The following is a 21900-nucleotide window of genomic DNA, read 5'->3' as shown; positions in this document are numbered from 1 at the left end:
GCCCGTTAAGCCCGCCGTTTGACGATCAGACCAGTGACGACGCTGCCCACCAGAAATGGCAGCAGGACGAAAAAGACGAGCACATTGGATTCGATGCGATCGTACTCGGCAAGCGTCTGGCCACGGATGAACAAGTACGCCGCGATCACGATCAGACCTGCCCAAGCGGCATAAAGGACCCTGCGGTTCAGAAAGCGCGCGGCAAGTGCGCCGCAAAGCGCGCCGAAGGCGGCCACCACCAATCCGCTGACTGCCAGTACAATAACCATGGACGATGCCTTCCTGTCGGCGACCGGTCACACCGACGTCTGCGTCCGTTTTACTTGCTCGATCGCCAGCCGCTAGGCGTCAAATGCTCCTGCGGCTTGAAGCGGGCTTTGTACGCCATCTTCTGGGATCCATCGACCAAGTAGCCGAGATAAAGATAGGGCAGGCCGCGTTTACGCGCGCGCGCTATGTGATCCAGGATCATGTAGGTGCCCAGCGAGCGCGCCTCCAACAATGGATCGGGATCGAAGAACGAGTAGACCATCGAGAGCCCGTCAGCGACCTGATCGGTAAGGCAGAGACCAACCAGTGGCCCACCATCCTGGCCCGCCAGGTCACCCGGTTGGCGTAGACGATAGCTGACAATGTGCGTGTCGATGTGGCTGTCTTCGACCATCATGGCGTAATCGAGCACGCTCATCTGCGCCATGCCGCCATCTTCATGACGGGCGTCGAGATAATCGCGGAACATCGCATACTGTTCCGATGTTGCTTTGTTGGGTTCATCGCGCCCGGCAACATCCAGATTGCGCTTGATGATCCGTTTCATCGATTTGGTGGGGCGGAACTCATCAACGCGCACCCGCACCGAAACGCAGGCGTTGCACCCTTCACAGGCCGGTCGATAGGCGATGTTCTGCGAACGGCGGAACCCACCGGCTGACAACATGGCATGGAGATCGCGGGCCTGCGAGCCGACCAGATGAGTGAAAATCTTGCGCTCGCGCTGACCTGGCAAATAAGGGCAGGGCGAGGCGGCCGTTAGATAAAAGGTTGGCGTATCAAGCGGATGCTTGGTCATAAAGGAGGCCAATCGGGGCAGGCAAAGATGTTGAAGTCCATCCTATAAGGAAAAGTACCAGGGCGCTAGAAGCGTGAAGGCGAGCCAGTACAACACCACAAGAGGCGCGCCGGCTTTGACATAGTCCGAAAAGCGGTAATGGCCAGGACCCATCACCAACAAATTGGTCTGGTAGCCAATCGGCGTCGCAAACGAGCAGTTTGCCGCAAGCAAGACAGCCATGACAAAGGGCTCCGACGGCAGCGATAAGTCACCCGCCAGTTGCAAGGCGATGGGTGTGAACAGAACCGCAGTCGCGTTGTTGGACAAGATGTTGGTGAGGACGGCCACCACCAAAAAGAAGGCCGACAGAATCACGGTCGGGCCCGCGTCGGCCGCGAGCGCCAGAACGCCTGCAGCAATCGCCCGGTCTCCACCTGTGATTTGAAGCGACGCGCCCATTGCGAGCGCCGTACCGATCATCATCACGATGCGCGGGTCGATGGCACGCGTTGCCTGGCGAATGTTGAGACAACCAGTGGCGACCATGGCAAAGGCCGCGGCGACGGTCGCCACCATCAGGTCGGTTATTCCGAACAAGACACTGGCGAGCGCTACGACAAAGATTCCAATCGCCATCGGCGCGCGCTCGCGGTTACCGATTTCTGCGCGCGTTTCTTCCAGAATAAGCAACTCGCGCTGGCCGCGAAGTTTCTCCAGTCCCTGGTCCGTGCTGGCCAGGAGGAATACATCGCCGGCTTCGAGCCGCAGGGCATCCAAAGCCACACGTGGCATGCGGGCCCGGCGTTCAATGCCGAGAAGCTTGTGATCGGCGCCAAGATAGGTTGCGATCACATCAATGCTTTGGCCGACAAACCGAGCGCCTGGTGCCAACATCGCTTCGCTGGCGTTGACCGACAGCACCCCGCGCCGGTCCTCGTCGCCAGACGAGGTCGAGGCGATGAACGTCTTCACCAACTCATCGCGTTTGGCGGCGACGACCACCGTGTCTCCAGGCAAGAGCTCAAGATCATCGAACGGCGGCAGATAAAGCCTTGGTCCGCGTCGCACAGAGCGCACCGTGATGTCTTTGAGCCCGGTGAAAAGTCCCTGTGTCGCCCGAGCTCCGACCAGTGCGTCTCCGGCGACCAGTTGCTGCTCGGCGATAAACTGCTTGCCGCGAAAGGTCGCTGCCGGCGCCCCAAGTCCGTCACGGCGCAGCAAAATCGGAAGCATCCAAAGCAAATAGGGCAGGGTAACAATCACCAAGAGCAGCGCCAGCGACGTCTGGTCGAAAAAGCCGAGCATATAGCCGGCACTGTCCTCGGCGGTGGAAGCGACAAGCAGGTTGGTGGACGACCCGATAAGCGTTGTCGTGCCACCGAGGATCGTTGCAAAGGACAGCGGGATCAGGAATGGCCGCGCGCCCGCTGGAAGCCGCGCCGCCATCGCACCAATGACAGGCAGCAGCATCACGACAACGGGCGTGTTGTTGAGAAAGGCGCTGGAGGCGCCGGCAACCAGGATGACGAGCAGGATCGCGAGGACCTCGCGCCTGCCGCCGATGCGGGTAGCAAGGCGGGCAACCGGCGCCAAGGCATCGGTCTGGAACAGGGCCTGGCCGATCACTAGCAAGGCAAGGATGGTAAAAAGAACCGGGCTTGCAAACCCGGCCAGCAAGAATGCCGGATCGACAAAGCCTTGAACGACCGCAGCGCTGATCGGGACGCCGAAATTGGCGGTGAGCACTGGCCCAACCATCGGTAGGACGGAAAAGACCACCAGCAAGGCAGCCATAATCCCAAGCGAGACGAACTCAATCGACCAGCGGTCGGACGCGTAAGCAACGATGGCCAGGCCGATCACCGCGTAGACCATCCAGACGTCAAGTCCGATCAAAGGCAAAACCCTCGCGCCGCTTTATTGAAGCCAAGCATGCGGCGAGAGGGTGGAGTTTAGCAACCGGCTTTTTGCCTCGCGGCTGTGGACGGGGGCTTGCGCAGGTTTATGAGCCGCGCAGCGAGGCCGCGCGCTGAGCGTTGTTTACCACTACGGTGCCAAGCAGCACATCGTGAAGGCAGCGTTTGGTGGACGAGAACAAGCTCGCGCCAAGAATGATGAACAAAAGCAGCACCGTTCCAGCCGAGAAGTAGAATGCCAGCGCGTGCACGATCGCCAACAAGCCGTACATCGGGGCACCGTGCCAGAGGCGCATTTCTATGCCCATGGCCTGCATGCCAGGCGTCGCCGATTTCGAACCACCGAGCGTCAGGCCGATATAGGCGATGGCAACCAGCGGCAGGAGAATCGGATAGATCAGCCAGGCGAGCCCAAAGGTCGGAATGCCAAGAATTGCAACGACCACAGCCGCGATGGTGACAAAGATCGACAGAACAATCAGATCGAGCAGAAAGGCGAAGATCCGGCGCGTGCGTACGCCATCGAACAGCCAAGGCTCGCTGACCGGGTCAAAGGCGAAACGATCCCGTCGTGGATCGCTGCCATCCAGCGGCATGATCGGCGGGCGGGGCTGTGATGAGGCGGAAGTCATGGGTCTCCAGTCCTAAGCGTATGGTGACGGGAAACGTGGGAATGACCAGGCGTCGGTTCAAGCAGAATGGGACGAATTGGCGAGTTTTGCCGCGATCTCGGGGGCAAAATAGGTCAATATCCCGTCTGCGCCGGCGCGCTTGAACGCGATTAGGCTCTCCATGATCGCATTGTCGCGGTCGATCCAACCATTGGCCGCGGCCGCCTCGATCATCGCGAATTCACCCGACACCTGATAGACCGTCGTCGGCAGACCGAAGCTCGTCTTCACGCGGTGGACGATATCGAGATAGGGCATGCCGGGTTTGACCATCACCACATCGGCGCCCTCGGCAATGTCCAACTCCACCTCATGCTCGGCCTCCTGGCCGTTGGCTGGGTCCATCTGATAGGTGCGTTTGTCGCCCTTCAGGGTTCCGGACGCGCCAACGGCATCGCGAAATGGGCCGTAAAAGGCTGAGGCATACTTTGCCGCGTAGGCCATGATCGGCAGGTCCGTGTGCCCTAATTCGTCCAAGCTGGACCGGATGGCGCCAATACGACCATCCATCATATCGGAAGGCGCGATCATGTCCGCGCCTGCCTCAGCCAGTGTCCGCGCCTGCAAAACGAGTTGCGCGACCGACGCGTCATTGTCGATCTGCTGGTCATTGCCACCAAACACCCCGTCATGGCCGTGGCTGGTATAGGGGTCGAGCGCGACATCAGTGATCAGCCCCACATCAACGCCGGCAGCCTTGATGGCGCGAACCGCTGTGCAGACCAGATTGTTGCTGTTGAGCGCCTCTGTTCCGGTTTCATCGCGAATTTTAGGATCAGTATTGGGAAACAAAGCCAGCGCGCGAATGCCAAGGTCCTCGGCGCGTTTGGCCAGGTCAACGGCGAGGTCTGGCGACACGCGTGAGATGCCGGGCATGGAGGCGACCGGCTCGCGGGTGTTGACGCCGTCGGTCAGAAACACCGGCCAAATCAGGTCGTTGATGGTCAGAACACTCTCACGTGTTAGATCGCGCAGCCATGGCTGCAACCGCCGCCGGCGCATGCGACGACCGCCTGTCACCGTGTTGACCAAACCTCGTGCCGTCTGCTTATCCATAAGAACTCTTATGCCTGTCGCTTGCGTGCCTGGTGCCGTGTGTTTGCTTTTGCTAGCAGTGGCAGGGTAGGGGAGCAATCTCACCGAAGGCCGCAGGCTGCATCATTCTGCCAGCAGCGCCGATTGCACTGGCAAGTCTAGCTTGCGGGAAACCGGAACCGCCTGGCCTTCGCCGACACGCTCAAAGGATCGCATATACCTCAATGGCGCGCAGTTCTGTTCCCAAGCCGATGGACCCAATCTGGGTGACGCCGCCGCCCAAACAGCGCCTCGATCCGATTGAACGCTGGTTCATCGTGGTGCTGCGCGTCATCGCGCTTGTGCTGTTGGTCCGCGCCATCAATGGTTGGTTTTTGATTGTCGGCCTCATCGACCACCCAGAGCTTGGCGGCTTGCTGCTCGGCACGCCCTATGTGCGGTTTGCGCTGTTCGGCATTCTAACCGTGGCAAGCATCATCGCCTGTGTCGGATTGTGGCTGCTTGCGCCATGGGGAGCGGTGCTGTGGCTGGTTATCGTCGCCGCCGACGCGCTGATCTATTTCCTCTTGCCCAATCTTGGCATCATCAGCATCACCATCCTGCTCCTCAATGCAGGGCTCGTCTCGATCTATCTGGGTATGCTGTTGCAGGTTCGACGCCTGTCTCAAACCGCGCCGCCGCTGCGCTGATCCCGTGCGCCACACTTAGCCTCAACACCGTGTCACCAGCACTGGTTAGGCGTTCCTCACCGCAATTGGTGAACAGCTTCTTGCCGAATTGTCAGAAGAAATATGAAATTAATCAAAGACTTTAAGCGGGGTTTTAGAGCTCGCTGCTAGGTTGCTCTCACGACCGGAGGAAACATCCGGCAAACACAGTGAGGTTTTTTTCAATGACCAAGACCAGTGCCGCTATGGCAAACTATCTGGCCGACCAGGACGAAGAACAGGGCATCGAGCCCCTCTATATGGAAGCTCTGCATCTTGTGGAGCGCTTGCACCGCCGCTTGCTGGACGTGATCAAGGATGAGTTCGACCGCCAAGGTCGTTCCGACATCAACTCCGTTCAGGCGCTGCTGCTGTTCAACATCGGCGATTCTGAGCTGACCGCCGGCGAACTTCGCACTCGCGGCTACTATCTTGGGTCAAACGTTTCCTACAATTTGAAGAAGTTGGTTGATCTGGGTTTCGTTTCGCACCAGCGCTCGCGCATGGACCGTCGTTCGGTGCGCGTGAGCCTAACGGACAAGGGCAAAGAGATCGCCAAGATCGTTGGTGACCTCTACCAGCGCCACCTTCTGTCTATCGAAAAAGTCGGTGGATTGGGCGAGGGTGAATTCAAGACGCTCAACAAATCGCTGCACCGTCTTGAGCGTTTCTGGACCGATCAGATCCTTTATCGTCTCTGAACACCGAAGCCGATATCAATCGGCGCAAGGTTTCGCTAACCAAAACCCCGCATCATCCATTCCGATGGTGCGGGGTTTTTTGTGCGCGCTATTGGGAGCGGCTCTGTGTGGTTTTTGCCGCACCTGATCACAAAAGCGTTCGCTAAAATGCCCCGGGTCACCGAACCACAAAAGAGCCACATTGCATTGGCGTCACCAACGCCAACATAAAAACGTATCGGCACGCGCTCGACAACGAGGCTAGGCGTGCACACAGCACTTCTGTAGGATGCACGGATGACCCGGAAAAATAGCAATTTCAAAACACGGCGACAGTTCTTGGCAGCAGGTCTTGGTCTTGGTGCCTCTGCGCTTGCCATGCGCGCCGCATACGCCCAGCAGTCGGCGCTGGACGCCCTCCTCAATGAGCGTCTGCAGCAACACAATTCCGGTTGGGGCGACAGCTTCGATTCCACCGCGCAAGGCCAGGCGCCAGTGATTTCACCGGAGCCGATGTTCTCGCCAGCAAGCGCCGTGAACCTTGAAACCGCGCTACGCCAACATTCGGACATGATGAACCGCGGCGGTTGGACGCAGGTTCCAGCCGACGCAACACTGCGTTTGGGCGTGCGCCACACCAACGTTCAGCCTTTGCGACAGCGTCTCATCATCGGCGGTGACCTAGCCCAGCAGTGGGGCATTTCGGACGTGTTCGACAGCTATGTCGATTCGGCCGTGCGCCGCTTTCAGGCCCGTCATGGCCTGGTGGTTGATGGTGTTATGGGGCCGGAAGGCTTTGCGGCGATGAACGTGCCGATCGGCATGCGTCTGCGTCAGATGGAAACCAATTTGGTGCGGATCCGCTCCATGTCGGGCTTCCTTGGCGATCGCTATGTCATGGTCAACATTCCCGCTGCAGCCCTGGAGGCCATTAACTCCGGTCGTGTGACGACGCGCCACACCGCGATTGTCGGCAAGGTCGATCGGCCAACGCCCATTCTCGACAGCCGCATCCACGAGCTGAATTTCAATCCCTATTGGACGGTGCCGGTTTCCATCATTCGCCGTGATCTCATCCCGCTGATGCAGGAAAACCCGCAATATCTGTCGGAAAACAACATTCGGATCTTCTCCAGCTGGGGTTCCAGCGCGCAGGAGCTTGCGCCTGAACAGGTCAATTGGAACACCGAAGAAGCCACGCAGTACATGTTCCGCCAGGACCCTGGCGAGATCAATTCGCTCGGCTCGGTGAAGATCAACTTCCATAACGAGCATCAGGTTTATCTGCACGACACGCCCGACAAATCGCTGTTTGGCGATGACTATCGCTTCCTGTCATCTGGCTGCGTGCGCGTGCAGAACATTCGTGAACTCGTCACTTGGCTGCTCGCCAGCACCGAAGGATGGTCGCGTCAGCGGATTGATCAGGTCATCGCCACAGGTGAGCGCGTCGATTTGCGGATTCCCGACCCTGCGCCGCTTTACATCAACTACGTCACCGCTTGGGCGGCGTCCGATGGCACGGTGAATTTCCGCGAAGACATCTACAATCGCGACGGCCTGCCGACAGTCGCGTCCAACGGCTAGGCGATTGGGCACATGACAGGCGAGATTTATCTCGAAATCATGCCTGTCGACAAAGCCTTGCGCGTCACGGCCATCGATCCGGTCACCGGGTTGGAGGTCGTGTTCGCAGCCCCAAGCTACACGGCGCGCGATCGCATTAATGAACTGGCGCGGCGAAAACTTGAGGCTCGCATAGCCCGCGAACGCGGCGCAAGCGGCTCCACTTCAACGTCCCAACCAAACCAACGCGCGCAACGCGGCAAGCTCGTCTGAACGCAACGCAGCCTAAACGCAAAGGCGTGTGCAATTCACGCATCGTTTGGTGTGTTGGACAGCACCGTCCAATGTGTTAACCGCTCACCTCGCCTGCCGATTGCCAGAACCTTGCGCGTGGCAGATGCGCGCTGATCCATCACCAGGGGGCCTTCATCCATGGCTATGACCGAACACGACGCCGACGCGTTGTACCCGACCTTCTTTTCCGACGACCTTGCCACGACCGATCCGGAACTGGCAGCCGCCATCAAAGGCGAACTTGGCCGTCAGCAGCATGAGATTGAGCTAATTGCCTCGGAGAACATCGTCAGCCGCGCCGTGATGGAAGCGCAGGGCTCGGTGATGACCAACAAATATGCCGAAGGCTATCCGGGTCGCCGCTACTATGGTGGCTGCCACTTTGTTGATATTGCTGAGAGATTAGCAATTGAACGGGCGTGCAAACTGTTCGATTGTGAGTTTGCCAACGTCCAGCCAAACTCCGGTAGCCAGGCCAATCAGGCGGTGATGCTGGCGCTCGCCAAGCCGGGAGACACGGTGCTTGGCATGAGCTTGGACGCTGGTGGCCACCTAACCCATGGCGCGGCCCCCAATCTTTCCGGCAAATGGTTCAACGCCGTTCAATATGGTGTGCGCAAGGAAGACGGTCTGCTCGACTATGATCAGGTTGAGCAGCTTGCCAAGGAACACAAACCGACAATCATCATCGCAGGTGGTTCGGCCTATTCGCGCCAGTTCGATTTTGCCCGCTTTCGCGCGATTGCCGATTCTGTCGGTGCGATTTTGCTTGTGGACATGGCGCATTTTGCCGGCCTCGTTGCCGGTGGCCAGCACCCCAGCCCGTTCCCGCACGCCCATGTGGCAACGACGACGACACATAAAACCCTGCGTGGTCCACGCGGCGGCATGATCCTCACCAATGATGGTGACATCGCCAAAAAACTGAATTCGGCCGTCTTCCCCGGTCTTCAGGGCGGGCCGCTGATGCATGTGATCGCAGCCAAGGCTGTGGCCTTTGGCGAAGCGCTGCGTCCCGAGTTCAAAATCTACGCGAAAAACGTGGTCGAAAACGCGGTTGCTCTGGCCGAAACACTCAAAAACCACGGCTATGACATCGTTTCAGGTGGCACCGAAAACCACATCGTTCTGGTCGATCTTCGGCCCAAAAACCTGACCGGCAAGGTCTCGGAAAAAGCGTTGGAGCGCGCGGGCATCACCTGCAACAAGAACGGCGTACCTTTCGACCCACAGAAACCGTTCGTGACGTCCGGTGTGCGCCTTGGGTCGCCAGCGTGCACCACGCGCGGCTTCGGTGTCGCCGAGTTCCAGCAAGTTGGTCATCTGATCGCTGAAGTGCTGGATGTTCTTTCTCAAAATCAGACCGATGAGGATTCGCTTGTTGAGAAAGCCGTGCGCGAGAAGGTCGTTGCCCTGACAGATCGCTTCCCGATCTATCCCGACCTCGGCTAGGAAACGCCACCGGCTCCATGCGCTGTCCCTTCTGCCAAAGCCTGAACACGCACGTCAAAGACTCGCGGCCCGCTGAAGACAATGCTGTCATTCGGCGGCGCCGTGTATGCGGCGATTGCGGAGGGCGCTTCACCACCTTTGAACGCGTGCAGCTTCGCGAACTGACCGTCGTCAAGCGCGACGGTAAGCGCCAAACCTTTGATCGCGATAAGCTTTTACGCTCGGTACGCATCGCAGCGCGTAAGCGGCCGCTCGCTGATGAGCAGTTGGAACGACTGGTCTCTGGCATTGTCCGCCAACTGGAAAGCACCGGCGAAACGGATGTCCAGTCCGACCAGATCGGTCTCTTGGTCATGGACGCACTGAAGGGCCTCGATGACGTTGCCTATGTGCGTTTTGCGTCAGTCTACAAAGACTTCCGCGAAGCGCGTGACTTTGAAGAGTTTGTCGAAGAGCTAGCCAGTTCTTCAGGCGTTGCTGGCCAGCGCACTGACCCGTCCAAGTGATGGCGCCTGCCATGCTGACGGAAACCGACCGCCGTTTCTTGGCTGCCGCGCTTCGCCTTGGGCAGGCCGAGCTTGGACGGACCTGGCCCAACCCGGCAGTTGGATGCTTGATCGTGCGCGACGGCGTGGTTGTCGGCGCGGGCGCCACGGGGCGGGGCGGCCGACCACATGGAGAGACCAGAGCGCTTGATGAGGCCGGGGCCGCTGCAAGGGACGCGACTGCATACGTATCGCTGGAACCTTGCAATCATCATGGCAAGACCGGCCCTTGCACCGACGCCTTGATCGAAGCAGGCGTTGCGCGCGTGGTCATCGCGCTCGGCGACCCTGATTCGCGCGCGTCAGGTTCTGGCGTGGCTCGGCTCCGCGAGGCGGGCATCGAGGTAGCCTTTGAACCTTTTGCCGACGTCAAGAAAGTCGCCCAGCGCGTTCATCGTGGCCATATCACGCGTGTGGCCAAAGGCAGGCCGCATGTCACGTTGAAATTGGCCTTGAGTGCCGATCTTGGGATCGGACGACCCGGCGAAGGGCAGGTGGCCATCACGTCGGCCCAAACCAACCGGTTGATGCACGGCCTGCGGGCGCGCATGGATGCAATCGCTGTCGGTGCCGGCACCTACCAGGCCGATACGCCGCAGCTCACTGTGCGTCTGCCGGGGCTTTCAGACAGGTCGCCGCAACGCGTACTGTTCGGCGGTCGCAATGCCGCTGCAAGCTGGATACACCTACCTGGCCATGACCTGAAAAGCGGCCTTGGTGATTTGGCCGCGCGCGGGATCACAAGCCTTCTTATTGAAGGCGGTGCCAAGCTCGCCGTGAGCTTTCTGCACGATGGTCTAGTCGATGAGGTCCTTTTGATCAAAGGTGAGCCGGTAATGGGTCTAAAGGCAGTTCGCCCCTTTGTGAGCGACCCCACCGTGGAGGGCTTGTCAGGATTTTCGATTGCCGGTCGTCGCCAGAGCGGCCCCGACCAGATCGTCACCTATTGGCCAACGGGAAAGGCCTGATCTTATGTTCACCGGCATCGTCACCGCCATTGGCACCGTCGCGAACGTTGAAACGATGGGCGAGGACAAGCGCTTCACCATCCAATCGCCTTATGAAGCGACGACCATCGATCTTGGTGCCTCCATCGCCCATGACGGCTGCTGTTTGACGGTCACCACGTTGGAGAAAACGGTGGATGGCGCGCGCTACACCATTGATGCATCAACAGAAACGCTGCGCCTAACGACGCTCGGTGCATGGAAACCTGGCACGCGGATCAACTTGGAGCGTTCTCTGAAACTTGGCGATGAAATGGGTGGGCACCTCGTCACCGGTCACGTGGACGGCATGGCCAGTGTGACCAAACGCGAGGATGGGGAAAACACGTCGCTGTTCGAGATCGAAGCGCCAGAAAACCTCGCCAAATTCATCGCCAAGAAAGGCTCGGTTTGTTTGCAAGGCACCTCGCTGACAGTCAACAAGGTCGAGGGCGACCGATTCACGCTGATGCTGATCCCGCACACGCTGGAGGTCACCACTTGGGGTGATCGGCAAGTCGGCGACGCGATGAACATCGAGATCGACCTGATGGCGCGTTATGCCGAACGCCTGATGCAGGCTGACGATTAAGGGTCAGGACCCTAGCCCTTGCCGGCAAAAGGCGTATAAGCACCGCGCATCTTGAATTAGTTGGTACCCCATGGCCCATTTTCTGATCGCCGAAGCGCGCTTCTATACCGACCTTGCCGATGAGCTCGCCGCAGGCGCCATCGAGGTTTTGGAGGCCGAAGGGCACACTTATGAACGCGTTTCGGTGCCCGGTGCGCTGGAAATTCCAGGCGCCATGATGATCGGCTACCGCAATCCCAAGGCCTATGACGGCTACATCGCGCTTGGTGTAGTGATCCGCGGGGAAACCTCCCACTATGACATTGTGGCAGGCGAATCCTCGCGCGCGCTGATGGATCTGACGCTTAATCCCGGCCTTGCCATCGGCAACGGCATTCAAACGGTCGAAAACCGTGACCAGGCCTGGGCGCGCGCAAACCGTGCCGACAAGAACAAGGGTGGCGGCGCAGCGAAAGCCGCTATGGCGCTGGTCGAATTGCGCCGCACGATGGGAACGCAGTAATGGCCGCAACGGCGCGCCCAAATTCTACGCCAAAAGGCGCAGCACCCAAACCAGCCAATGCTCGTGGTGTTGCACGCTTGATCGCGGTACAAGCGCTTTACCAAATGGATGTTGGTGGCACGACCATGCCGCAAGCCTTGGCGGAATTCGAGCTGTTTCGCTTAGGCGAAGAGGTCGATGGTTGGGCCTATCGGCCTGCCGATAAAGGATATTTTCGCCATCTTGTGACCGGCGTTGTTGATGCGCAGAAATTTCTCGATCCGGCCATCCATACAGCCCTGCCTGATGGCTGGCCGCTGACGCGTCTTGATACTTTGCTGCGCGCCCTTTTGCGCACGGCGGCTTTCGAGATCATGAAGCGGCAGGACATTCCCGCGCCCGTGATCCTCAATGAATACATTGATATCGCCAAGGCGTTCTACGAGGAGCAGGAAGTGCGCCTGACCAACGGCGTGCTCAACGCATTGGTGAAACGGTTCCGCACCTAAGCGACCATTTGCCCACGTCGATCGAACGGGCAGGGGTCTGTCGTAAGCGTTTTCCACATGGACGTTTGCCGATTGCCGCGCGATACCGGGACCATGACTGTTGCTTCCATCGACCCTGTTGAAACCCATGATGACGCGCGCGCCAAACGCAACGCGCTGGTGCTCGCCATCGGCCAAGCTTTGGGTGGGGCCAACGCATCCATCGTGATCGCGACCGCCGGCCTTGCTGGCGGCTATGTGCTGCCTGCCGAACAGGCCGCCTTTGCGACCATCCCGGTCTCGCTTTTCATTCTCGGCACGGCGTTTTGTACGCTTCCGGCACAGAAGCTTATGGGCCGCATTGGGCGCCGGCCTGTCTTTTGGGCCGCCGCTTCTTTCGGCGTCCTGGCCGGATTGGTGTCGATGCAAGGCGTTCTTTCTGGCGCGTTTTGGATGCTGTGCCTTGGCACGTTCATGGCAGGGATGTTCGGCGCAGTTGTGCATTCCTACCGCTTCGCAGCCGCTGATACCGCATCGCCGGCCTTCCGCCCGAAGGCGATTTCCTGGGTTTTGGCGGGCGGTGTGGCATCCGGCTTAATCGGCCCTCAGGTCGTCATCGCGATGAATGACTTCTTCGATCCGATTCTCTTTGCTGGCGCGTTTCTAGGACAGGCAGGCCTGGCGCTCTTGTCTGTTGCCGTTGTCAGCTTCGTTGATTTGCCCAAGCCGGTTCTTCAAACCGCAGCGAGTAAAGCGCGGGTCCGGCCAATGGCGGAGATCGCCAAACAGGCGCGCTTTCAGGCAGCCTTGCTCAGTGCCATTGTCTCGTATGCTTTGATGGCGCTGGCAATGACGGCGGCGCCCATCGCGATGATCGCTTGCGGCCATTCGGTTGGTGAGGCGGCGCTTGGCATCCAATGGCATGTCATCGGCATGTTCGCGCCGAGTTTCTTCACCGGCTCGCTTATCACCCGGTTTGGCGTGGAGCGGGTGATCTTGACAGGATTCGCGTTGTTGGCCGTCTGTGCGGCGGTGGCGCTCAACGGCATCTCCGTTGGCCATTTCTGGATTGCGCTGGTGCTCTTGGGTGTTGGCTGGAACTTCGCGTTCCTGGGTGCCACGGCCATGTTGACCGAATGCTATCGCCCAGAGGAGCGCAATACGGTGCAGGGATGGAACGACTTCATCCTGTTCGGTTTTGTGGCGTTTGCTAGCTTCTCGTCCGGCGGCCTTCTGCACCTGTTTGGCTGGGATGTGATCAACTGGATTCTGTTGCCAGTGCTGGCGCTCGCTGCCCTTTTCCTTCTTTGGCGGGGCGCACGGCACAGCCTGCCTAGGCTGGTATCTTAGACTTTGGTTGAAAACCCTGGTCTGAAGGCCAGACAACCTGCCGCCGTCGCTTGCTATGGCTTGGCCTTTTTGGCATGACCTGCGCGGCTAGGGGCGGCCAGACCCGCTCACCCGCGAGGTGGAAGCGTCCCTCATCAGCCTAGCAAGATCACGAACGAGAGACGGGCCGAAAGCCCACAGTCTCGCACCAAGTTAGTGCGCATCGCGTACGCAACGCTTCAAGGGATCGATCCATGGAACTCATCTTTGTCATCGCGTGTGGCATCCTATCGATTGTCTACGGTGTCTGGGCCGTACAGTCGGTGATGGCCGCCGATGCGGGCAATCAGCGCATGCAGGAAATCGCAAGCGCTATTCAAGAAGGCGCCTCGGCCTATCTGACCCGCCAATACCTCACCATCGCCATCGTTGGCGCTGTCATTTTTGTTCTCGTCATCTTCCTGCTCGGCATGGAAGTCGCCATTGGCTTTCTGATCGGTGCAGTCCTCTCTGCCGCCGCCGGTTTCATCGGCATGCACGTGTCGGTGCGCGCCAATGTGCGCACGGCCCAGGCGTCCTCGCAGAGCTTGGCAGCGGGCTTGTCCATCGCGTTCAAGTCGGGTGCCGTCACCGGCATGCTGGTGGCCGGTCTCGCCCTGCTTGGCGTTGCCGTCTACTACTACCTGCTGACCGGACCAATGGGCTTTGACAACACTTCGCGCGTCGTCATCGACTCGCTTGTCGCCCTTGGCTTCGGCGCTTCGTTGATCTCCATCTTCGCCCGTCTCGGCGGTGGTATCTTCACCAAAGGCGCTGACGTCGGTGGTGACTTGGTCGGTAAGGTTGAGGCTGGCATCCCTGAGGACGACCCCCGCAACCCTGCCACAATCGCCGATAATGTCGGCGATAATGTCGGCGATTGCGCCGGTATGGCCGCTGATCTTTTCGAAACCTATGCCGTGACGGTCGTTGCGACGATGGTGCTTGCCTCGATCTTCTTCGTCGGGGCCGAAGGTGAGAAGATGATGCTGTTGCCGCTGGTTATCGGCGGCGCCTGCGTCATCACCTCGATCATCGGCACGTTCTTCGTTCGCCTGGGCTCGAACAATTCCATCATGGGCGCCCTTTACAAGGGCTTCTGGGGTGCGGCGATCCTGTCAATCATTGCGCTGGCCGCCATTGTCTGGGGCTGGTTGGGCGCCGATCAGGTGTTCACAACATCCGGTGGCACAAGCTTCACGGGTGTTGACCTCTTCTTCTGTGGTGTCATCGGCCTCGTGGTCACTGGCGGCATCATCGTCGTCACCGAGTATTACACCGGCGTCGGCTACCGTCCTGTCCGATCGATCAGCCAGGCATCGGTCACTGGTCACGGCACCAACGTGATCCAGGGCTTGGCGATTTCGCTGGAGGCAACTGCGCTGCCAGCGATCATCATCATCGCCGGCATCATCTCCACCTTCCTGCTCGCTGGCCTGTTCGGCATCGCCATTGCGGTGACGACCATGCTCGCGCTGGCAGGCATCGTGGTGGCGCTGGATGCCTTCGGTCCTGTCACCGACAACGCTGGCGGCATCGCGGAAATGGCCGATCTGCCGAGCTCAGTGCGTGAGACGACAGACGCGCTGGATGCTGTGGGCAACACCACAAAGGCTGTCACCAAAGGTTATGCTATTGGGTCAGCCGGTCTGGGTGCACTGGTGCTGTTCGCGGCCTACACCGAAGATCTGAAGTTCTTCGCGGCCAATGCAACGCCGGGTTCCTTCTTTGAAGGTGTGGCGGTCGACTTCTCCCTCTCCAACCCCTACGTCGTCGTCGGCCTTCTCTTCGGTGGACTGCTGCCTTACCTGTTCGGTGGCATGTCCATGACCGCGGTGGGCCGCGCAGGCGGTGCTGTGGTGGAAGAGGTTCGCCGTCAGTTCAAAGCTGACCCAGGCATCATGGAAGGCACCTCCAAGCCCGACTATGCTCGCGCTGTGGATATGCTGACCAAGGCGGCGATCAAGGAAATGATCGTGCCGTCGATGCTACCGGTGCTCTCGCCGATCGTGGTGTTCTTCGCCATCAATGCGATTGCTGGCAAGGACCAGGCCTTTGCCGCCGTCGGCGCTATGCTCCTCGGCGTGATCGTCAACGGGCTCTATGTGGCCGTGTCCATGACCGCCGGTGGTGGTGCGTGGGACAACGCCAAGAAGAGCTTTGAAGATGGCTTTGTCGATAAAGACGGCGTGAAGCATGAAAAAGGTGGCGAGGCCCACAAGGCTTCGGTCACGGGCGATACCGTTGGCGATCCTTACAAGGATACCGCTGGTCCGGCCGTCAATCCGATGATCAAGATCACGAACATCGTGGCTCTGCTGCTGCTTGCCGTGCTGGCGCACGGCTAAGCTGTCAGGCACGCACGCGCAAAAGAAAACCCCGCCAACCAGACTGGTTGGCGGGGTTTTTGTTTGGCCAAGAGAGCCGGGTCTAAAAGATGTTCGTTGGCGTCGAGCCCAGACCACCAAGGATCTGACCGATAAAGGTGAGGTCCGCGCCACCTGTCGGTGTTGTCTCGCTGACAAAGTCGAAGATCACGCCATCCTGCAGGCCATAATCGGCGATCCGCGCTACCAGCTCGTTCTCATCGAAATAGACCGCAAGCACCCTTTGATCGGTGATTTCAGGGCGCGAGAACGCGAAGGTCTGTTCGCTGCGCTGCGAGATGTAATAGAACACCTCATTGTCCAATGTCGCGGTGGTTTGCGGCGTGCCAAGCACGATCAGGACTTGGTTCTTCGAGGAACCAACAGGCACCTGTTCCAGGCCGGAATCCGGCATGATGAAGCCGTGATTGCGCACCTCAGTCGTGTTGCAAGCCGACAGTGCGAGCGCTGCACCCAACGCAACCGCGCCTGTTAGCAGCGACCGGCGCGTCGGTTTGTCCTCGGCCAATGAATGGCCAATCGGGGATGTCCCCTTTAATCCGACCTTTGCCAACCCTATACCTCCTCACTACAGACCATACGCACATAGGGGTGCGGGTGTGGTGCGCGACCGATCAGCGGCCATCGCGTGTCCGGACCTACCCAAGATGACCAAATAGGGCAACACGATGGTGTTCGGTTTATGGAAACGGCGTAAAGATATGACGTCTTACGCTTTTTATCGAAGCGTCACGGATCAGTCGCGCCAGTCGGTCTTTTTCGAAGCCTGGGGCGTTCCGGATACGATCGGTGGCCGGTTCGACATGTTGATCGCCCATGCGATCCTTCTCTTCCGCCGCTTGAAAAAAATCGAGGGTGCGCGCGCCGAAGAAGCAGCTGTGCGCTCACAGGCCTTTTCCGACCTGATGTTCAAGGATCTTGATCGCGCCTTGCGCGAGACCGGCGTCAGCGATCGCAATGTGCCAAAGCGCTTGAAAACGCTGGCAACGGCCTATCTGGGTCGCGGCCAGGCGTTCGGCGAAGCACTCGATAGCGGGGATGAAAAAGCGCTCGCCGAAGCAATTGAGCGCAACGCGGGCGGCATCGTTTTTGGTGCCGATAAAGCGCCGTCCGCAGACGAGCCTTCGTCTTACACGGTGAACGCGCTTGCCTTGGCCCGATATCTTCAAGCAGCCGACAAGACCTTGGCTGACCAGGACGATGATGCCGTACTGGATGGCGAGTTGGTTTGGCCGATGAATCCTCACCATGTGGCTGCGTAGAGAGCAGCACGATGGCAAAAAAAGACCTTCCAACCCTTTCCGTTCTTGCCGAAGAGGCGCGGCGCAGCCCGGTACGGATGCGCCTGGAACTCGATGCCGAGGAACGGGCGCACCTTGCTGAAGAAAACGGGTTGGCCTCGGTCGAGCAGTTCAACCTTGGCGCGACGGCTCTTGGCATGAAGGGCCGTCAATTGCGAGTTGACGGTGAGTTGAAAGCAGAGGTGACGTACATCTGCGGTGTATCGCTTCGCCCGTTCAAGGCTTCGCTTGAGGTGCCGTTCGAGCAGATTTTCGGTCAGCAAAAGAAACTGGAAGAGACCATCGATCTCGATCCCTTGAACGACAACGACGTCGAACCACTGGTGGGCGGCGCAGCCTCAATCTCAGACCTGGCCTACCAGCTATTCACCCTGGCACTCGATCCTTATCCGAGGCATCCTGATTTGGCGCCGCCCAGAGCCGCCGATACCGACGAGGATGCGGTGGACGAAGACGAACCGGCTTCGCCATTTGCGGTCCTAAAAGACCTCAAACGCTGAAACGTAGGTCTTGTCGACCGCTGCCGCCGCGGCGTGTTCATGGCCGATATGCACCCTTTATCCGGGCCAGATTCGGCGATAGGAATGCGGGCGCTTCAGCCCATCGCGATACCTCGACTGGCCTGAGCCAACTGGAAAGCTTGCATGACGCGTGACGAAGACACAGTGACGATATCGGTGGATGCGATGGGGGGCGACGAAGGAGCCACCAACGTCATTCCCGGACTCGCCATCTCCAAACAGCGTCACCCCGAACTTGCATTCATTGTGGTGGGCGACGAGGCGGTGATCCGGCCGATCCTCGACAAACACGCAAACCTCAAGGATTGCACCCAAGTGGTGCACACCGATGTCGCGGTCGCGATGGACACCAAGCCATCACAAGCATTGCGGCAGGGCCGACGTACGTCTTCCATGTGGAAGGCGATCGAGCAGGTGAAAACCGGCGACGCCGACATTTGCGTCTCGGCTGGCAACACCGGCGCATTGATGGCGATGTCGAAATTCTGCCTAAAAATGCAAAAGGGCATCGAACGCCCCGGCATCGCGGCCATCTGGCCAACCGCCCGCAATGAAGCGGTGGTGCTTGACGTCGGCGCGACGGTTGGCGCGGACGCCGACATGCTGGTTGATTTTGCGCTGCTCGGATCGGCCATGGCACGCGCGCTGTTTGGCGTCGATCGTCCGACCATTGGTCTTCTCAATGTCGGCGTGGAAGAGGTCAAAGGTCTGGAGCCGATCCGCGAGGCCGGTCAACGCCTGAAAGATGCCGATTTTGACGGCATGGACTATATCGGTTTTGTCGAAGGCACAGACATTGGCTCGGGCAATGTCGATGTGATCGTCACCGAGGGCTTTTCCGGCAACATTGCTTTGAAAACAGCCGAGGGCACGGCCAAACAGATCGGCAGCTATCTGCGCGATGCCATGACAGCCACCTTACGCACCAAGCTTGGCGCGCTTCTCGCCCGACCAGGGTTTAATGCATTGCGCATGAAGATGGACCCGCGCCGTGTGAATGGCGGCGTGTTCTTGGGGATGAACGGCACGGTGGTGAAAAGCCACGGCGGCGCCGATGCGCTTGGATTTGCCGCCGCTGTCGACTTGGCGCGCACAATGGTGATCAACGAGCTTGGTGAGAAGATTTTCGCTCAACTTGCTCAAGCCGGTCGAGGCGTCGTAGAAGCTGACCCTAGTCGGTCTCCCTCGTCCGAGGAAGAGACGCCAATTTCCGAGGCCTCATGACATCTGCCGCGTCTTCCGTTCGTCACGCCCGCGTTTTGGGCGTCGGCAGCTATTTGCCCGCCAAAGTGCTCACCAATGACGATCTGGCCAAGATGGTCGACACGTCGGACGAGTGGATCGTCCAGCGCACCGGCATTCAATCGCGCCATATCGCAGCGTCTGATGAACGTACCAGTGATTTGGCTTTTGAGGCGGCCAAGGCGGCACTCGCCAACGCCGATGTCGATCCGCAATCCATTGATTTGATTGTGCTGGCCACCGCCACGCCCGATTACACCTTTCCGGCCACCGCCACACAGGTCCAGCAAAAGCTCGGTATTCGCCATGGCTATGCGTTCGATATGCAGGCGGTGTGCTCCGGTTTCGTCTTTGCCATGGCAACAGCCGACAGCCAGTTGAAGGCCGGTCTTGCCAATCGGGCGTTGGTCATTGGCGCTGAAACGTTTTCTAGGATTATCGATTGGGAAGACCGCACGACATGCGTCCTCTTCGCTGATGGGGCAGGGGCGGTGGTCCTTGATGCGGTCGATGGACCGGTTGATCCCGAAGGCCCGGGCATCATTGCCTCCTCACTTCGGTCCGATGGAAATCATCGCGAAAAACTGTTTGTCGATGGCGGGCCATCGACGAACCAGATGGCCGGTCATCTGAGGATGCAGGGCAAAGAAGTCTTCAAACATGCCGTTGGTATGATCACCGATGTGATTGTGGACGTGTTCGAGCAGACCGGATTCAACGGAGACACGATCGATTGGTTCGTGCCGCATCAGGCCAACAAGCGCATCATCGATGCTTCGGCCAACAAGCTGAAAATCGATCCCGCCAAGGTTGTCGTCACGGTTGATCACCATGGCAACACGTCGGCGGCGTCGATCCCTCTGGCGCTCAGCGAGGCGGTCGCCGATGGGCGTATCAAAAAGGGTGATGTTGTGTTGCTGGAAGCTATGGGCGGCGGATTTACATGGGGCGCCTGCCTGTTGCGTATGTAACGCAGCGGCCAAGAATGCATCAAACTTGCCCTGAGTGCTGATTTTTCTAGCTATTTTTGCCACAAGCTGAATTGACCCGCCGCGAACTCATCGCTTAAGACTTGTGCCTCAAGGCGAGGGGTCGCTGAAGCGAATGAGAAGAGGGCCAAGAGGGTTATGGCTGGTGGAACCGTCACGCGTGCTGATCTATGTGAAGCCGTCTACCAACAGGTAGGGCTGTCACGAACCGAAGCGGCCGATCTGGTCGAGGCGGTGATTGAAGAGATCGCGTCGGCAGCGGTTCTTGGCGAGAACGTCAAGCTTTCCTCGTTTGGCACATTCGTGGTTCGCCACAAGGATGAGCGCATCGGGCGCAATCCCAAGACCGGCGAAGAAGTACCAATCACGCCGCGCCGCGTGATGGTCTTCAAGCCATCGAACATCCTCAAAGAGCGTGTGGACAACGGCCACAAATCTTGAGGTTCTGGCTGACGCTGGTTCACCCATCTCCGAGTTGCTTTTCCGTAAATTTCCGATGATCTTGCTGTTGTTGTGAACACGCAACAGCCTGGTCGTAACGACCGTGGCGCTTGAAGAATAGGCATGCTCAACGGTTGGTGCGCTGCGCCACATGCCGTACAGTCTGGCGAATTCAATGATTCGTTCGAAATTCGTCGGTAGTCATTGAAATTACAGAATAAAAAGTTCGTCAAATCGGTTTTCAATGAGGGGGTTGAAGCGACATGGCGCGTGCCTCGGCCAAAAGCCCGGAAGCGTTTCGCACGATAAGCGAAGCGGCGGACGTTTTGGACTTGCCACAGCATGTGCTTCGTTTCTGGGAAACCCGCTTCAGCCAAATTAAGCCTATGAAGCGCTCCGGCGGTCGACGGTACTATCGGCCATCGGACATTGCCTTGCTGCAAGGCATTCGCCACCTGCTTTATGATGAAGGCTACACCATCAAAGGCGTGCAGCGCATATTGCGCGAACAGGGTATCGCCCATGTAGTGAGTTTCGCTGATCAAGCCGTCACTGAAGCGCCTGCCAATCCACCGGCTCAACGACCGGTTCCAGCACCACAACCTGTCGCTCCAACCGCCAGACCTGCGCCTGTTGCGGCCCAAGATTCGTCGCAGCAAATGCCGCTCGAGCCGCCCCGCCCGGACCCGGTTCGCGCCGCGCTTTCAAGCAGCGCGGAGTCTGCACCATCCGCACAACCGGTGCCGCCACAGCAAGCGCCAGCACCACCGACGGTAGCAGTGCCGCCTGCGACATCAATTTCCCAGGCCCCGCCGACGCCAGTCGTTCCAGCCACCTCCAACCTTCGCTTTGTCGCTGAGCCCGAGCCGGCGGCTGTTCATGATGAACCGTTGGAAGCGCGTACGCCGCAACCGGCAGCGCCGCCGCCGCCGCAGTTAGCGCAAGCTCCAAACCAACCCTTGCCCCAACCGGTCGCAACCAGTGTTGCGCTACCAACTGCTCCCATTGCGCCGAGCCCGGTTCCACAGGTTGCAACGCCCGCACCAACCACGCTTTCTCAGTCCCTTCCGCAGGCAACCAGACCGCCAGGTGCAGCCGAAGTCGGTGGCGGGCTGTCGCCGAACCAAACCGAAGCGCTAGTCCAAGCGCTTCGCACGTTGATGGAATGCAAGTCGCAGTTGGACCAG

23 protein-coding genes and 1 pseudogene are annotated in these 21900 nt (G+C 59.2%); 18 read left to right on the top strand and 6 right to left on the bottom strand.

What is annotated here, in order from left to right; genetic code table 11:
• Positions 1–5 precede the first annotated feature (5 nt).
• From JJ917_05665 to hemB, 5 genes are all read right to left on the bottom strand, one after another.
• A complete protein-coding gene (locus JJ917_05665; GenBank protein MBO6698300.1) occupies positions 6–269 on the bottom strand; it encodes a hypothetical protein in 264 nt (87 codons plus the stop codon).
• A 50-nt stretch (positions 270–319) separates the two neighbouring features.
• Positions 320–1069, bottom strand: a complete 750-nt coding sequence (locus JJ917_05660) for an arginyltransferase (protein ID MBO6698299.1) — start codon at positions 1067–1069, stop codon at positions 320–322.
• A gap of 42 nt (positions 1070–1111) precedes the next feature.
• Positions 1112–2947 (bottom strand): SLC13 family permease, encoded by a 1836-nt coding sequence (locus tag JJ917_05655; protein MBO6698298.1) that lies wholly within the window; start codon positions 2945–2947, stop codon positions 1112–1114.
• A 106-nt stretch (positions 2948–3053) separates the two neighbouring features.
• Complete coding sequence (locus JJ917_05650) at positions 3054–3563, bottom strand: RDD family protein (GenBank protein ID MBO6698297.1); 510 nt, start codon at positions 3561–3563, stop codon at positions 3054–3056.
• Between the two features lie 93 nt (positions 3564–3656).
• The gene (gene hemB, locus JJ917_05645; protein MBO6698296.1) at positions 3657–4694 is read right to left on the bottom strand and encodes a porphobilinogen synthase; all 1038 of its coding nucleotides are present in this window, start codon (positions 4692–4694) and stop codon (positions 3657–3659) included.
• A gap of 203 nt (positions 4695–4897) precedes the next feature.
• Between hemB and JJ917_05640 the strand changes: the two genes are divergently transcribed.
• The 12 genes from JJ917_05640 to JJ917_05585 all read left to right on the top strand — a co-directional run bounded on the left by JJ917_05640 (position 4898) and on the right by JJ917_05585 (position 16180).
• Complete coding sequence (locus JJ917_05640; GenBank protein MBO6698295.1) at positions 4898–5362, top strand: hypothetical protein; 465 nt, start codon at positions 4898–4900, stop codon at positions 5360–5362.
• Positions 5363–5565: 203 nt separating this feature from the next.
• The gene (locus JJ917_05635) at positions 5566–6081 is read left to right on the top strand and encodes a winged helix-turn-helix transcriptional regulator (protein ID MBO6698294.1); all 516 of its coding nucleotides are present in this window, start codon (positions 5566–5568) and stop codon (positions 6079–6081) included.
• Between the two features lie 276 nt (positions 6082–6357).
• A complete protein-coding gene (locus JJ917_05630; protein ID MBO6698293.1) occupies positions 6358–7647 on the top strand; it encodes a L,D-transpeptidase family protein in 1290 nt (429 codons plus the stop codon).
• A 12-nt stretch (positions 7648–7659) separates the two neighbouring features.
• A complete protein-coding gene (locus tag JJ917_05625; protein ID MBO6698292.1) occupies positions 7660–7899 on the top strand; it encodes a hypothetical protein in 240 nt (79 codons plus the stop codon).
• A 159-nt stretch (positions 7900–8058) separates the two neighbouring features.
• On the top strand, positions 8059–9372 hold the full coding sequence (locus JJ917_05620; GenBank protein MBO6698291.1) for a serine hydroxymethyltransferase: 1314 nt from the start codon (positions 8059–8061) through the stop codon (positions 9370–9372).
• 17 nt (positions 9373–9389) lie between these two features.
• Positions 9390–9878 carry a transcriptional repressor NrdR gene (nrdR, locus tag JJ917_05615; GenBank protein ID MBO6698290.1) on the top strand — a complete coding sequence of 163 codons (489 nt, stop codon included), beginning with the start codon at positions 9390–9392 and terminating at the stop codon, positions 9876–9878.
• Positions 9879–9889: 11 nt separating this feature from the next.
• Entirely contained in the window at positions 9890–10885 is a 996-nt protein-coding gene (ribD, locus tag JJ917_05610; protein ID MBO6698289.1) for a bifunctional diaminohydroxyphosphoribosylaminopyrimidine deaminase/5-amino-6-(5-phosphoribosylamino)uracil reductase RibD, read from the top strand.
• Between the two features lie 4 nt (positions 10886–10889).
• Positions 10890–11495 carry a riboflavin synthase gene (locus JJ917_05605; protein ID MBO6698288.1) on the top strand — a complete coding sequence of 202 codons (606 nt, stop codon included), beginning with the start codon at positions 10890–10892 and terminating at the stop codon, positions 11493–11495.
• Positions 11496–11565: 70 nt separating this feature from the next.
• Positions 11566–11997 (top strand): 6,7-dimethyl-8-ribityllumazine synthase, encoded by a 432-nt coding sequence (locus JJ917_05600; protein ID MBO6698287.1) that lies wholly within the window; start codon positions 11566–11568, stop codon positions 11995–11997.
• Entirely contained in the window at positions 11997–12485 is a 489-nt protein-coding gene (gene nusB / locus JJ917_05595; GenBank protein MBO6698286.1) for a transcription antitermination factor NusB, read from the top strand. The genes JJ917_05600 and nusB overlap by 1 nt, the downstream gene beginning before the upstream one ends.
• Positions 12486–12578: 93 nt before the next feature.
• On the top strand, positions 12579–13814 hold the full coding sequence (locus JJ917_05590) for an MFS transporter (protein MBO6698285.1): 1236 nt from the start codon (positions 12579–12581) through the stop codon (positions 13812–13814).
• Positions 13815–14047: 233 nt separating this feature from the next.
• Entirely contained in the window at positions 14048–16180 is a 2133-nt protein-coding gene (locus tag JJ917_05585; GenBank protein MBO6698284.1) for a sodium-translocating pyrophosphatase, read from the top strand.
• Between the two features lie 82 nt (positions 16181–16262).
• Here the strand turns inward: JJ917_05585 and JJ917_05580 are convergent, their stop codons facing one another.
• Positions 16263–16613, bottom strand: coding sequence for an outer membrane protein assembly factor BamE (locus JJ917_05580; GenBank protein MBO6698283.1), 351 nt, complete (start codon positions 16611–16613; stop codon positions 16263–16265).
• Positions 16614–16920: 307 nt separating this feature from the next.
• Between JJ917_05580 and JJ917_05575 the strand changes: the two genes are divergently transcribed.
• From JJ917_05575 to JJ917_05550, 6 genes and pseudogenes are all read left to right on the top strand, one after another.
• Positions 16921–17481 carry a ubiquinol-cytochrome C chaperone gene (locus JJ917_05575; GenBank protein ID MBO6698282.1) on the top strand — a complete coding sequence of 187 codons (561 nt, stop codon included), beginning with the start codon at positions 16921–16923 and terminating at the stop codon, positions 17479–17481.
• A gap of 11 nt (positions 17482–17492) precedes the next feature.
• Positions 17493–18020, top strand: coding sequence for a DUF177 domain-containing protein (locus JJ917_05570; GenBank protein ID MBO6698281.1), 528 nt, complete (start codon positions 17493–17495; stop codon positions 18018–18020).
• A gap of 144 nt (positions 18021–18164) precedes the next feature.
• Positions 18165–19265 carry a phosphate acyltransferase PlsX gene (gene plsX / locus JJ917_05565; GenBank protein MBO6698280.1) on the top strand — a complete coding sequence of 367 codons (1101 nt, stop codon included), beginning with the start codon at positions 18165–18167 and terminating at the stop codon, positions 19263–19265.
• Positions 19262–20254, top strand: a complete 993-nt coding sequence (locus tag JJ917_05560; GenBank protein MBO6698279.1) for a ketoacyl-ACP synthase III — start codon at positions 19262–19264, stop codon at positions 20252–20254. Before plsX ends, JJ917_05560 begins: the two co-directional genes overlap by 4 nt.
• Before the next feature lie 156 nt (positions 20255–20410).
• Complete coding sequence (locus JJ917_05555; GenBank protein ID MBO6698278.1) at positions 20411–20713, top strand: integration host factor subunit alpha; 303 nt, start codon at positions 20411–20413, stop codon at positions 20711–20713.
• Between the two features lie 263 nt (positions 20714–20976).
• Positions 20977–21231, top strand: a pseudogene (locus JJ917_05550) (MerR family transcriptional regulator).
• Positions 21232–21900 lie beyond the last annotated feature (669 nt).

Source organism: Hyphomicrobiales bacterium, assembly GCA_017642935.1.
In the GTDB taxonomy this organism is placed as follows: domain Bacteria; phylum Pseudomonadota; class Alphaproteobacteria; order Rhizobiales; family MH13; genus MH13.
The sequence above is the reverse complement of the archived record's forward strand: the minus strand, read 5'-3'. Positions and strand labels throughout refer to the sequence as shown.

Excerpts from the sequence above, each read along its gene's own strand:
- JJ917_05660 (MBO6698299.1), bottom strand. The coding sequence starts at position 1,069 with ATGACCAAGCATCCGCTTGATACGCCAACCTTTTATCTAACGGCCGCC.
- JJ917_05590 (MBO6698285.1), top strand. The coding sequence starts at position 12,579 with ATGACTGTTGCTTCCATCGACCCTGTTGAAACCCATGATGACGCGCGC.
- JJ917_05560 (MBO6698279.1), top strand. The coding sequence starts at position 19,262 with ATGACATCTGCCGCGTCTTCCGTTCGTCACGCCCGCGTTTTGGGCGTC.
- nusB (MBO6698286.1), top strand. The coding sequence starts at position 11,997 with ATGGCCGCAACGGCGCGCCCAAATTCTACGCCAAAAGGCGCAGCACCC.
- JJ917_05555 (MBO6698278.1), top strand. The coding sequence starts at position 20,411 with ATGGCTGGTGGAACCGTCACGCGTGCTGATCTATGTGAAGCCGTCTAC.
- JJ917_05625 (MBO6698292.1), top strand. The coding sequence starts at position 7,660 with ATGACAGGCGAGATTTATCTCGAAATCATGCCTGTCGACAAAGCCTTG.
- JJ917_05575 (MBO6698282.1), top strand. The coding sequence starts at position 16,921 with ATGACGTCTTACGCTTTTTATCGAAGCGTCACGGATCAGTCGCGCCAG.
- JJ917_05580 (MBO6698283.1), bottom strand. The coding sequence starts at position 16,613 with ATGCCGGATTCCGGCCTGGAACAGGTGCCTGTTGGTTCCTCGAAGAAC.
- hemB (MBO6698296.1), bottom strand. The coding sequence starts at position 4,694 with ATGGATAAGCAGACGGCACGAGGTTTGGTCAACACGGTGACAGGCGGT.
- JJ917_05600 (MBO6698287.1), top strand. The coding sequence starts at position 11,566 with ATGGCCCATTTTCTGATCGCCGAAGCGCGCTTCTATACCGACCTTGCC.
- JJ917_05605 (MBO6698288.1), top strand. The coding sequence starts at position 10,890 with ATGTTCACCGGCATCGTCACCGCCATTGGCACCGTCGCGAACGTTGAA.
- JJ917_05630 (MBO6698293.1), top strand. The coding sequence starts at position 6,358 with ATGACCCGGAAAAATAGCAATTTCAAAACACGGCGACAGTTCTTGGCA.
- JJ917_05640 (MBO6698295.1), top strand. The coding sequence starts at position 4,898 with ATGGCGCGCAGTTCTGTTCCCAAGCCGATGGACCCAATCTGGGTGACG.
- plsX (MBO6698280.1), top strand. The coding sequence starts at position 18,165 with ATGACGCGTGACGAAGACACAGTGACGATATCGGTGGATGCGATGGGG.
- JJ917_05650 (MBO6698297.1), bottom strand. The coding sequence starts at position 3,563 with ATGCCGCTGGATGGCAGCGATCCACGACGGGATCGTTTCGCCTTTGAC.
- JJ917_05620 (MBO6698291.1), top strand. The coding sequence starts at position 8,059 with ATGGCTATGACCGAACACGACGCCGACGCGTTGTACCCGACCTTCTTT.
- nrdR (MBO6698290.1), top strand. The coding sequence starts at position 9,390 with ATGCGCTGTCCCTTCTGCCAAAGCCTGAACACGCACGTCAAAGACTCG.
- JJ917_05635 (MBO6698294.1), top strand. The coding sequence starts at position 5,566 with ATGACCAAGACCAGTGCCGCTATGGCAAACTATCTGGCCGACCAGGAC.
- JJ917_05570 (MBO6698281.1), top strand. The coding sequence starts at position 17,493 with ATGGCAAAAAAAGACCTTCCAACCCTTTCCGTTCTTGCCGAAGAGGCG.
- JJ917_05585 (MBO6698284.1), top strand. The coding sequence starts at position 14,048 with ATGGAACTCATCTTTGTCATCGCGTGTGGCATCCTATCGATTGTCTAC.
- ribD (MBO6698289.1), top strand. The coding sequence starts at position 9,890 with ATGCTGACGGAAACCGACCGCCGTTTCTTGGCTGCCGCGCTTCGCCTT.
- JJ917_05665 (MBO6698300.1), bottom strand. The coding sequence starts at position 269 with ATGGTTATTGTACTGGCAGTCAGCGGATTGGTGGTGGCCGCCTTCGGC.